Origin of the sequence: Intestinimonas sp. (genome assembly GCF_026169115.1) — a bacterium.
Lineage (GTDB): Bacteria > Bacillota > Clostridia > Oscillospirales > Oscillospiraceae > Intestinimonas.
The window spans coordinates 42359-53814 of the sequence record NZ_JAPFEA010000007.1 but is presented as its reverse complement, the minus strand read 5'-3'; the positions used below and the strand labels follow the sequence as shown (position 1 = coordinate 53814).

Genomic DNA, 11456 nt, shown 5'->3' with positions numbered 1-11456 from the left:
CTCCGACACCTTCCGGTCATACCGGTTGGCGCTGACATAATCGTAGTAGAGGACGCCTTCCCGGGCGCGGGGGAGCTCAAAGCGCACATAGGAGAAATTTCTGCCGTTTGTGTCCTGACAGACCCGGTTGAAGTCCGTCGCATCCAGCGTGACTTCTTCACCCACGCCAGTCGTGTATTCCACATCACCCGTTCCGTTACTTCCTGCGGTGTACACAGTGATGGTCACTCTGCCCCGATAGCTCCCGCCGGAGGCGTCCACGCAGGTATACGGCACTGACACCCGGCCCGTATAGCCCGGCGACGGCAAAAATGTGATACGGTCGATGCTGGGCGTACCCGTGGCGTAATAATTCGTGCTGCTGTCCACACGCTGGGAGAACTCCACAGCAGCGCTGTATTTGTAATAGAGCGTTCCGCGGTTGGAGGCAGGCTGTTCAAAGATGATGTGACGGATGGAACGGCCCGTGCGGGCCAGACACACGGCTGCAAAGTCTGCCGAGCTGAATTCCAGGGGGCGGCCCTCAGCGGTGCTGTATGCCACGTCATCCGTCTTCTCCACCTCGACCCGGATGGTGCCGTTGAAGGTCCTGCCATTGTCGGCGCAGCCGGTGTAGGAGATGATCGCCGTCCCGTCAAAATCAGAGCGGGGCACGAAGGAGATCTCGGTCAGGCTGTTCTGGCCGCCGCCGGCGCGGCGGTAGTATTTCTCCGTTCCGCCCACCCCGTGTCCATGGGCGTCCGGCGACACATAGCCGTAGTAGAGCACGCCCTGGGCAGTCGGGACCGTCATGCCCGTCACATACTCCAGGGTCCCCCCCGTTTTTTCCTCGCACCAGTCCTCCAGCTCGGAGAGCAGTCCCGAGTCGGAGAAGCTGTATACCTGCCCGGCCTCCACCTCTGCCTGGATGGCGCCCGCAAGGTCCTCCTCCACCGTCACGCTGCAAGAGGCGGAGTACCCCGTCCCATAGACGGAAGCCGTAATGGTCGCGGTGCCGGGATTGCGGCCTGTGATCTTGCCGCTGCTCACATCGGCCACCGAGAGGTTGCTGCTGGACCACTCCACCAGCTTTCCCTTGGCCATGCCATAGAGCGGGAAGCTGAGGCTCTTGCTCTCGTTGACAAACAATTTCAGGTTGGAGGCGGACAGGGAGACGCCGGAGCACTCCACCTCAACTTCGTCCTGCTTTCCGCCGTCCACCGTGGTCACCTGGATGGTGGCCTTTCCCGGGGCCACGCCGCTCACTCTGCCGTCCTTGTCCACGGCGGCCACGTCGGGATCCTTGCTGGACCAGGTGACCGCCTTGTTGGCGGCGTCCGATGGGGTGACAACCGGCGTCAGCTGCAGCGTCCCCCCGACCTCCACGATATTCTGTCCCGCCGGCATCACAATATCCACCCCGGTCACGGAGGCCGGCGGCGCGGTCACCTTTACCTGACAGGACGCAGTCTCTGCCGCCCTTCCGCCCTGCTGGGCCGTGACCGTGATGGTGGCCTCCCCGGCCTTGATGGCCTTGACCGTGCAGGCGGCGCTTCCATCCACGCTTCCGATGACTGCGGGCTTGACAGTCGCCACAGCTTCCTCGTCGCTCGACCAGTCCAGCGTGCAGCCCTTCAAGCCCTCGCTCACAGTCGCTTTCAGGGTCCCCTCCTGTCCCTCCACCAGGGACAGCGTTGTCGGCTCCAGGCGAATCGTCCCCTGGTCCGCTGCGGCTGCCGGCATCCCGAGCGCCATGACCAGCATAGCCGCAAGGACGCCCACCCACAGCGGGCGCTGCCATGTTCGATTCATTGCTCGCCCTCCTTTGCATGATATACGCGGGAGAGGGCAGGCGAAAACGCCCGCCCTCCCATGTGATTCCTCTTGTGTCTGCTTTCCAGCTTACAGATCTCCCCAACCCGAAGATTTCAGTTCAAATTTCGGAGCCCAGAGTCCTTGTTCATTTTTTTCTAATTTCATGACAATGCTCAGTGTCTCATTTCCTGTAACTCCATGGCTATTGGCGATCCTCGGATCAAAAGTGACTTGAGCATTTTGTCTGGCATTTTTATACTCAATAATCAAAGTCCTACACTTCGGATTCTCCGTTCCTGTTACTTGATGCTTAACAGAAACACCGTCTCCTGTAACCAGTAGTGCAGAGCTTATATAGCCAGGCTGAACACCCAAATCAAGCACAGACTTGTCCACGACCTGAAGATATGTGTCGGTGCTTTCCTTATAATACAAATCGCTGGCAAATGTGATTGTAATGGTACAGTTGTACGGCTTGCGTCCCGCATCAGCGGGATTATCACTTAGCCAAGTATCAGTCGTCGTGGTAAGTGCAATGACCTGCGGCGGAGTATCGTCGGGATAAAACAGGAATCCAGACGCGCTGAACGCGTAACCCGACCCCAGGGGGCTCCGCCCCATCGCCACAAACCAATACTCCATAGTTGGGCTGTCCTTAATCATTGCCTTCTCGCAATTCACCGTAGAGGTAAAGCTATTGCGCCCGTTCAGCCGCATTTCTCCGGTTAACATGATACTTTTTCCATCAGAAGCTGCCGAATTGAAGTCCCCAGCAACCTGTCTCTGCTTTTCTGACACAGCAAAGAGATCGAAGACAGAGCCGAGACTTTCATTGCCCTGCCCCATATAACTTTCCTGCATGGCTTGGAGCAGGGTCATCTTTTGGTATTTGGCTATTTCATCGCTTGTCAGCCCTGCGTCGCGGGCCGCTTCAGCGTCCCAGCAATCAGCCATTTTCTCTTTGAGCGTAGTGCCCTCCTTACCTGCCACGATCATCATATACTTCACATCCGCCTCCTTAGGATATTCACCGACGGAGGCCACTGTGGCGGAGGGATTTTGCAGGGACACGCGCAGGACCGGGCGGACGACCTCCTGCGTCTCAAAGCGGAAGGCGTACACCTCAGAGATGGATTCCTGGGATTCGCCCTGGAGGACAAAATAGGCCACATACCTGGTGCTGGCCTTCAAACCGTCAATGCGAATGGGCAACACACCGCCTGTGTATTTCCCGGAGCCCATCACATACATCGGGCCGTCATAAGTCGGGTTTGTGATGTTATTGCTGGTGGGCACTTTCACATTTGGCTGAGCGATCGGGTCGCCCCCCTGCGGGAGGAGCGCTCCATCTTCCGGTAATTTATCCCAGTTCCTCTCCTTTATCTGCTCACCAGTTGTCAAAGTAGTGGGAATCTTCCCCACTTCAGTCACCACATAGTAGTACATAGCCTTGTTCCGGCTGAGCTGGATGTTCATATTGGCCCCGGAGTCCCCCGGCTCAAAGGTCGGGTAATCGTTGATAAAAATGGGGGGCGCAGTGTCCCGGAAGGGGCGGGAAACGGTGTACTTGGCCGGAACGCCGATCTCCTTGACCTTGTTATTGCCCGCCTGGTGGTTTTTGTAGCTCTCTGGGGTCAGGTAGGAGTTGGCCAGGGCAGATAGGGAGTTCTCGTCTCCCGCCACAGGCACCACGTCGATGGACACCTCTCCGCTCCAGTCCGCACGCTTGTCGGAGCCGTTCAGCTCCGTCACGAGAATGCCGTACTCACCGTCCTTCGCCTCCCGCAGCGCCGCGAAGGTATAGGGCTCCGCACCGTCTTCGTCCGCCTTGCTGGTAATGCTCAGTCCCACCTCCGGGGTCTGTGTGGTGGGCTTGAACTCGGCTTCACATACCTCCACCCAGACATCATCACCCACATTGTGGTAATACAGCTTAAACTTCACATTGGACTTGGACCAGAACAGCAGGTCCCACTTCACATCGGCCTCGACGCTGCTGGCCGTCTCCGGGGTCAGGCGGAAATTCATGTCGAATACGATCTCGTCTTGACCAGTCAGCGACCCGGTGGCGCTGCCTCTGGAGAAGATCATCTGCGCGTCGATGGTGGTAAACTCCTGCAGCTTGGTGACCCCTCTGTTCCCCTCCATCCGGTTGGCGGCGGGAGAGGTGTCGGCGATCCCCTGCAATTCAAAATAGTAGGTCGCGCCGCTGGCCAGATTCAGGCCGCTCTTGTCCATGGTGCTGTGGTGCGGGAAGGTGATGATCATCTGCCCGCTCCCGGACGGGTCCAGCTCCACCACCGCCTTGCGGTAGTCGATCACCCAATCGTCCTCGCTCTCCATACGGTCCTTTACCTGCACAGGCTGGCCGCTGATGGGCTTGTAATAGAGGGCAATATGGGCCTTCAGCGCCTCGGCCAGCGCCTTTTCCGCCTTCTCCTTTTCCGCTCCGACGGAAGAGACCGCCGTCTTATAGAGCTCCAGGAAGTTGGAGTACACCTGCTTTCCGTCCACGTCCCGGACGCCCTGTACGCTCTCGGAGAACACCAGCCGGATCGAGGTGTCCGGGTAGGGCGTGAGGTTCTTGGGGTTGTCTGTTCCGTCATGGGTGAATTCCTGCTCCACCGTCGGCCCCTCGCTGTCCAGGGTATTGATCTCCATGGGCGGCTTGAGTTCCTCTGTGTAGATGTTGTAATTGCCGGCCTTGTCCTTGGCCACAAAATACAGGTCATAGGCCGTCTGCGGCTCCAGGCCGCTGATGTTGAAGCGCGCGTCTGTGGCCCCCTTGGACGTGGAGCCGTTGCCCCGCTTCAGTGCGCCGGTACCGGCCTCCACCTGGATCTTGGCAATGCGGTCCTCCGGGTCTGTGATCCCATTGGCATAAAAGGGCGTCCCCCGCTTCACCACCGCCCAGTAGAGGGTGCCTGGCTCATCCAGGGAATAGGTCATGGTGACGGACTTCGCCGTCATATCCGTCACGGTCAGATGCTGGAGCACCGGCGGCGTCCGGTCCAGGGTGGTCACGGTCACCTTTTTCACGGCGGAGCTCTTTCCGTTGTCCGCGTCATTGAGCCACAGATACAGGTCGTAGGCCGTCTGCTCTTTCAGGTAGGAGGCGTTGACCCGCGGGATCAGATGCTGGGTGTTCTTTCTCACGTCCATCATGCCGTAGCCCAGGTTGCCGGTGACAGCCGCCGCCTTGAAGTCCTCCGCTTTGGGGGCAGAGGAGCCCTTGGGCAGCAGGGCGTAATACAGCTGGCAGTCCTTGGTGGGCATGACCATCGCCTGGACCACCTGCTGGTCCCCGTCGTCGCTCATGAGCGCATAGGGATAGCCCGAAGAGAAGTTCGGTACGGTGTCGTCCGGCGTTGTGAAGGCCGTTACCTTCACAGGGCTGCGGCGCTCCCGGCTGTCCACCAGGATGGCGGAAATGTAGTAGGAGCCGTCCACCGTCAGGCCGGAGAGCTTCGTGCTCAGCTCCGTCTTGGAGGACGAGACACTGATGGTGCCGCTCTTGATGATCTTGGCCGAATATTCGGCTGGATTGACCAGGGCATCCTCTCCGACAGAGCCGTCGGACAGGGCGGTCAGCGCCCAATAGATGGTCCCGCTCTTATTGGTGCTGAATACCACATCCGCAGCCTTCGGGCCCACATTCCGCACGGCGGGATAGCCCGCCAGCAACCGGGGGTCCTCCGAAGACTCCGCCGCCAGAGTGGAGTCCATCACCACACCATTGATATCCGCAGACACCCCCGGACGAACCGTAATATGGTCCGGCAGCATCGGCACCACCGAGCCGCTGGCGTTGACGGACAGCTTTCCAATGTCGCCCGAGCCGGACAGGGTGGTCCCGACATCCAGGTTCAGGTCGCGGATATAGGCGCTGTCATCGATATGCAGCGTGCTGTTCTGCGCCCGCTCGTCTATGGTGACCTTATTCGCTACGCCCTGCCCAATCGCCAGCGCGGAGCCCGGCGTGATGTTCAGCACCTCTTTGATGTTGCCGGCGAGCTGGAGACTCGTGGACTCAGCCCCGTCGAGCTTGATGTACTGGAGGCCCAGGCCGTCGTCTGTGATATCCTCCAGATAGGCCGACGTATGCACCGTCGTCTCCTTGATATTGGTGAGACCTTCCGCGCGCACGCTCATAAAGTGGCTGGTCATGCTGTCGATCTCAAGGCCCTGGGCCGTCACATTCCGCAGGATGATGCTGCTCTCACCCTTCTGGCTCACGCCGGCCCCGCAGACAATGATCTTGCCCATGACCCGGACATTTTCCAGCACCACATTCTCCAGTCCGACGCCGCCGGCGAGGTAGAGATTCCCGGTCACCACAGTGTCTTTCAGCGTGATGCCCGGCGTATTGACGGTCAGATTTCCGTAGACGCTGCCCGCAGTCTGTTCCCCAGGCTTGTTGACCAGCGTCCCCAGGGCCCGGGTGATGATGGTCGCGGCCTGTCCCCGTGTAATGGGGGTCAGCGGCCTGAACGAGCCATCGTCGTATCCCGTCACGATGCCCATGTCCGTTGCCTCCTGGATGATGCCGCGGCTCCACGGCGCCATAGAGGTATTGTCGGTGTAGTCCAGGATCGACCCCGCGCCCTCCTGCATCCGCATATTCCGCCCCAGCATGACAACCGCCTGCTCCCGGGTCACCGGCGCTTCGGGGGAAGCCGTCGTGGCAGATGTACCGGCAAAATACCCCGCGCGGTATGCAATCGCCACATCCTCTGCATACCAGGCGCTTTCCGGCACGTCGCGGAACGGCGTCGCGCCGACTTCCTTATGGCCAAAGGCGCGGTTAATCAGCGTCACGAACTCCGCCCTTGTGATCTGCCGGTCCGGATGCAGGTTCCCGTCCTTATCGCCTGCCATGATGCCCCAATCCACCACCTGATCCAGGTAGGGGTCCATCCAGGAGGCCGCCCTTGCGCGCGCGGTCAATCCGATAAACAGGCCAAAGCAGCACAGCAAAATCAGAACGGATCTTGCCATGCTCAGAATCAAAGCGTGATTTATTTGCTTCCTATTTTCTTTCTGCACTATTTTTCTCCCTCCACCGATCATCTATCTCCCGCGCGGTCCCGCTGCCGCCCCCTGTATCTGGACGCGAAAGACAGCCTCCCGCACAATAAACTCCTCGTCGTTGCACATATCCACAAACTTCGCCGCATAAAAGCAGCGCTCCCCTGCCAGTGTCTGCTGACGAAGAATCTCGCCCCGCAGCACGACAGGCTGAGCCGTAATTGGGATCACAACCTCAAATCGCTCCCCATTCTCCAGCCCGTATCTGCTGTAAAATGCGATGCCGCCGCAGCTGAGATCCACGGATTGTATGCTGCGCCGCCCTTTCCATGCTCCGCTCAACGGGTAGATAAAGCTCTCAAATTGGACCGGCACCCGCAGATTTCTCTGAAAATCCGAACCGAGCTGCGAGATCTTGTTCAGAATGATCCGCTCGCCCCGCTGCCGGAGCACCTGACACTGAATCGCCAGCTTGTCGCTCCTCATTCCGGCGATCTGAATGATCTCATGTCGGGCTACCTCGTCTGCTTTCCCATTCAGCACAAGCATTTGAAGCGCCGGCGCATCCACCGCGCTCTCCAGTTTTCCGTGGGCGAGGGGGACGCTTCGGCTGTCCAGCAAAAGAAAATGGGTGTCATCCTGATAGTGTTCCATACTGCTCCTCCTCACTGACCGGCTTCACCGGTGCCGGATTCCTTGGCCTGCCCGTCTGACGTCTCGGGAGTGAAGTTGAGAAAGTAGACGTAGATCTCTACAATCGCCTGATACAGGTTCTCAGGAATCTCCTGGCCCAACTGCAGCTGTGTCAGGATGGTCGCCAGCGAATTGTCCTCATAGATCGGGACGCCGTGGTCCGCGGCTGTCTCCACGATCTTTTCCGCCATATATCCCATTCCAGACGCCACGATCACGGGCGCCGCGTCGCCCGCTCCGTAAGAGAGGGCAACCGCCTTTTGAGGAGAACTGCGGCCCTGCTCATACCTTGACATTGATGCTGTTCCTCCTCTCAAAGATTTTTGGGAACACCTCCGTCAGCGTGACCGGACGTTCCTGCTTCCGCACCATCACTTTCGATGGGACCAGGTCGTTCCTTGCCAATATCTCCGAAAGGGACTGCTCGATCTGCTTCGAGAAGGGGAGCATCTTTTCGGGGCACATGATGCGGATGTCCGCCTCATTTCCCTGGCTTGTTAAAATCACGTCAAAGCAGCCAAGCGCCTGCACGTCCATCTTGAACAGGATCTTCACGCCGGTCCCGCGGCCGCCCTTTTTCCGCTCGCCCTCCTCTGCGTCCGGGTCCACCCACAGTTCAGAAAAAAGCAGCCGCCCATTCCACTCCAGCGGCAGCAGATAATGGTTGATCGGCATATAGACGCTCTCATTAATCAGCATGGCGCTGACCAGGTTGGAGAACGCCTGCTGCACCTCGGCGCTCCCCTCTCCCCGCAGCGCTCTGGCCGCCGCCGCCGCCAGATGTTCGGAAAACTGTACTGCACTTGAATTCTGGTTGAACTGGCTGTTTTTCAGAAGGGCGAGAAGCGCCTCGTCGTCGATTTTACCAAGCTGCTCTCTCAGCGTCCCATATCCAGCGAGCTGGTGAAACGCCTCCAGAAGGTTTTCCTGCGCGCCATTTTCATACCGCGCGACATCCAGCGCCAACAGGTTCAGCAGCATTCTGGGCAGACCCATATCGTGCGTCCGCTCAACGTACTCGGCCATATAAGGAAATATTTCCCGCTGAAGCAGGAGCAGACTTCCCTTCCGGTCCCCTGCCGCGATCCCATTTTCCAGCTTCGCCGACAACTGCCGGAGCTTCAGCGCCCAGCTGCCGGGCATTGCATCCGCCATTTTTGCAAGATTGCGCAGCATGCTCTCTTCAACATGGGCCGTCGAGGAAAAGTTCACGTAGCACTTCAAAAAGCGCAGGATATCTGTCCTGACGCCATCGGATGCCGCTTTCATGTAGGCGGTGCGCAAAAGGGCAAACAAGGCTCCGTTGAAGCGTGTTTCCGCCTTGAACTGCGCCTTCAAAAAATCCAACAGGTCCTCGCCGCTGAGCTGCAGCATTTCGATGATCTTGGCCATCTCCTCTGCGATGCCCTCGCCCAGTCCGGAGGACACAATGGTGCGCTCTCCTCCGGCGAAGATTTGTGACAGGCTCTCGGCCATTCCCGGCGTCTGGCGAAGGCGCTGAAGGAAGGTCTGGAAGTTGGAGTCATAGCGAACTCGTCCATCGCCTTGCAGCGTGCTGTCCTGTTGTTCTGTCCGGCCATCCGTCCTGCCGACTCTGCTTGGGTCCGGAATATTTTGTATTTGCGTATTCTCCGGAGAAACAGGTATGTTTCGATTGCTGACCGCTTTATCATAGCCAGGGACCGGATTTGTGGCGCCCAAAATATCTGGCATTCCTCTCACCCCACAGAAAAAACTTAAAATGCCCCTTATCTTTTGGCGCTTTAGCGTCGATAAAAACTAAAAAGGCAAAGGCTGGTGTTATTTATGAGCAGTGGAAACGAAATCCTCGACATGTATATATATGAGACCAACACGTTGCTTGAACAGCTGGAAAATATCATTCTGGAGGCGGAGAAAGCGGATACGTTCTCTCAGGATAATGTGAACGAAATCTTCCGCATTATGCACACCATCAAGGGCTCCTCCGCCATGATGGAATTTGATACGCTTACGACCATTTCTCACCGGATCGAGGACCTTTTCTTCATCATCCGTGAAAACACGATGGATGTCGTTTCCGAAGCAAATCGCCCGACTCTGTTCGACCTGATGTTCCAGTCCATTGACTATTTTCGGGCAGAAATGGAGAAAGTCGAGTCGGCGCAGCCTCTTGATAAGAATATCGACGCTTTCCTCTCAAATATTAATAGCCTGATCGCCAAAATTAAAGGGGAGGCGCCCCCGGAGTCCGCCCCTTCCGGTCAGGAGGCTTCCGCTCCCGCAGCGGACGCCGAAGCCGTACCGGAACGCATCGGGGATGGAAATTCAGAATTTCCCTATGAGCTGCGGGTTTTCTTTGACGAGGGCTGCGGTATGGAGAATCTGCGCTCTTTCATGCTGGTCGCCTCTATTCGTGATTTCTGTGCCGAGTCCGATTTCCTCTTTGAGCCATCCGCTGTGGAAAATGACGCATCCACATCTGCTCAGGTGATCGAACAGGGATTTTTGTTGATGTTCAAGCGGGAGGGGGACCGGGAAAAGGCCATCTCCGTCGTGCGCGACGCCGGCTCCGTCCGCTCTTACCAGCCCCATGATTTCCACCCGGCCCCGGCGCCTGCGGTGGAAGCCGCCTCGCCGAAGCCGGATGCCGCTGGCGAGCCCACTGTGAAGGCTCCTGCCGCCACTCCGACCTCCAGCACCAGCAGTTCTTCACCTGTTCAGCACCCGAAGGAAAGTCTCATCAGCGTAAATCTGAGCAAGCTGGACATGCTGTCCGCAATCGTAGGCGAGATCGTCATCACTGAGTCCATGGTGACTGCCTCCCCCGACTTGAAAGGCTTGAACCTTGATACATTCTCCAAAAATGCCCGACAGCTTCGCAAGCTGACAGATGAATTGCAGGATATTTCCATGTCCCTGCGGATGGTCCCCATGGCCAATACCTTCCAGAAGATGAACCGCATTGTGCGTGATATGAGCAAAAAGCTGAACAAACAGGTCAAGCTCACACTGGTGGGCGAGGATACCGAGGTGGACAAGACCATCGTTGACAGCATTGGAGACCCGATCATGCATATGATCCGCAACTCCATGGACCACGGCATTGAAGATTCTGAGGAAGAGCGCATCGCAGCTGGGAAAGATCCAGTCGGTGAGATCACGCTTTCCGCCCAGGATACCGGCAACGAGGTCATCATCATGATCCGGGACGACGGTCAGGGCGTCAATGACGAAAACGTGCTCAAAAAAGCCATCAAAAGTGGGTTGGCTTCCCCCGATGTAGAATATTCTCATCGTGAGATCCTGAATTTCCTCATGATGCCCGGCTTCTCCACCAACGCAACTGTGACCGAGTTTTCCGGCAGAGGAGTTGGTATGGACGTTGTGAAAAAGGGCATCGAGGAATTGGGCGGCAGCGTTTCCATCTCCAGCGAAATGGGGCATGGCATGACGACCATCATGCGGATCCCCCTGACCATGGCGATCATGGACGGCATGGAGGTTTCTGTCGGCGACTCGATTTTCACGATCCCCATCAACAACATCCGCCAGAGTTTCAAGGTGTCCAGCCAGGACATCCTGCGCGACTCCGTAGATGGCGAAATGATTCGGTTGATGGACCATTACTATCCGGTCATCCGCGCCAAGGACCTCTATCGTCTGCCCGGCGGCACCGACGAGATCGGAGAGGGCATCCTTCTCTGGCTTGAATCCGGTGATTACTCTTACTGCCTGTTCGTAGACGAGCTGCTGGGAGAGCAGAAGATCGTCGTAAAGCCGCTCCCGGCCTATATCAACAATTTTGATGTGAAAGACTATGGCATCATGGGCTGCAGCATCCTTGGTGATGGCAATATCAGCATCATTCTGGACGCAGGAAACCTCTATGCGGCAGCTCAGTCTTTATAATTGAGGGATCTGTTCCCACGGGCACGCTCCATGCACCCATCATTTTCCGC

The 11456-nt window shown here is 57.7% G+C and carries 6 protein-coding genes; 1 reads left to right on the top strand and 5 read right to left on the bottom strand.

Features of this window, described 5'->3' with window-relative positions; genetic code table 11:
* The 5 genes from Q0Y09_RS00755 to Q0Y09_RS00735 all read right to left on the bottom strand — a co-directional run.
* Positions 1–1791: Ig-like domain-containing protein (locus tag Q0Y09_RS00755; RefSeq protein WP_297716461.1), on the bottom strand; the 1791-nt coding region annotated here is incomplete at its 3' end.
* Positions 1792–1881: 90 nt separating this feature from the next.
* Positions 1882–6792 carry an S-layer homology domain-containing protein gene (locus tag Q0Y09_RS00750; RefSeq protein WP_297716460.1) on the bottom strand — a complete coding sequence of 1637 codons (4911 nt, stop codon included), beginning with the start codon at positions 6790–6792 and terminating at the stop codon, positions 1882–1884.
* Between the two features lie 72 nt (positions 6793–6864).
* Positions 6865–7476 carry a PilZ domain-containing protein gene (locus Q0Y09_RS00745; RefSeq protein WP_297716459.1) on the bottom strand — a complete coding sequence of 204 codons (612 nt, stop codon included), beginning with the start codon at positions 7474–7476 and terminating at the stop codon, positions 6865–6867.
* Positions 7477–7487: 11 nt separating this feature from the next.
* Complete coding sequence (locus Q0Y09_RS00740; protein WP_297716458.1) at positions 7488–7811, bottom strand: EscU/YscU/HrcU family type III secretion system export apparatus switch protein; 324 nt, start codon at positions 7809–7811, stop codon at positions 7488–7490.
* On the bottom strand, positions 7798–9228 hold the full coding sequence (locus Q0Y09_RS00735; protein WP_297716457.1) for a hypothetical protein: 1431 nt from the start codon (positions 9226–9228) through the stop codon (positions 7798–7800). Before Q0Y09_RS00735 ends, Q0Y09_RS00740 begins: the two co-directional genes overlap by 14 nt.
* A gap of 93 nt (positions 9229–9321) precedes the next feature.
* On the opposite strand from Q0Y09_RS00735, the gene Q0Y09_RS00730 reads away from it, so the two are divergent.
* Positions 9322–11406, top strand: a complete 2085-nt coding sequence (locus Q0Y09_RS00730; protein WP_297716456.1) for a chemotaxis protein CheA — start codon at positions 9322–9324, stop codon at positions 11404–11406.
* The last annotated feature ends 50 nt before the right edge of the window (positions 11407–11456 follow it).

Excerpts from the sequence above, each read along its gene's own strand:
- Q0Y09_RS00735 (WP_297716457.1), bottom strand. The coding sequence starts at position 9,228 with ATGCCAGATATTTTGGGCGCCACAAATCCGGTCCCTGGCTATGATAAA.
- Q0Y09_RS00745 (WP_297716459.1), bottom strand. The coding sequence starts at position 7,476 with ATGGAACACTATCAGGATGACACCCATTTTCTTTTGCTGGACAGCCGA.
- Q0Y09_RS00740 (WP_297716458.1), bottom strand. The coding sequence starts at position 7,811 with ATGTCAAGGTATGAGCAGGGCCGCAGTTCTCCTCAAAAGGCGGTTGCC.
- Q0Y09_RS00730 (WP_297716456.1), top strand. The coding sequence starts at position 9,322 with ATGAGCAGTGGAAACGAAATCCTCGACATGTATATATATGAGACCAAC.
- Q0Y09_RS00750 (WP_297716460.1), bottom strand. The coding sequence starts at position 6,792 with ATGGCAAGATCCGTTCTGATTTTGCTGTGCTGCTTTGGCCTGTTTATC.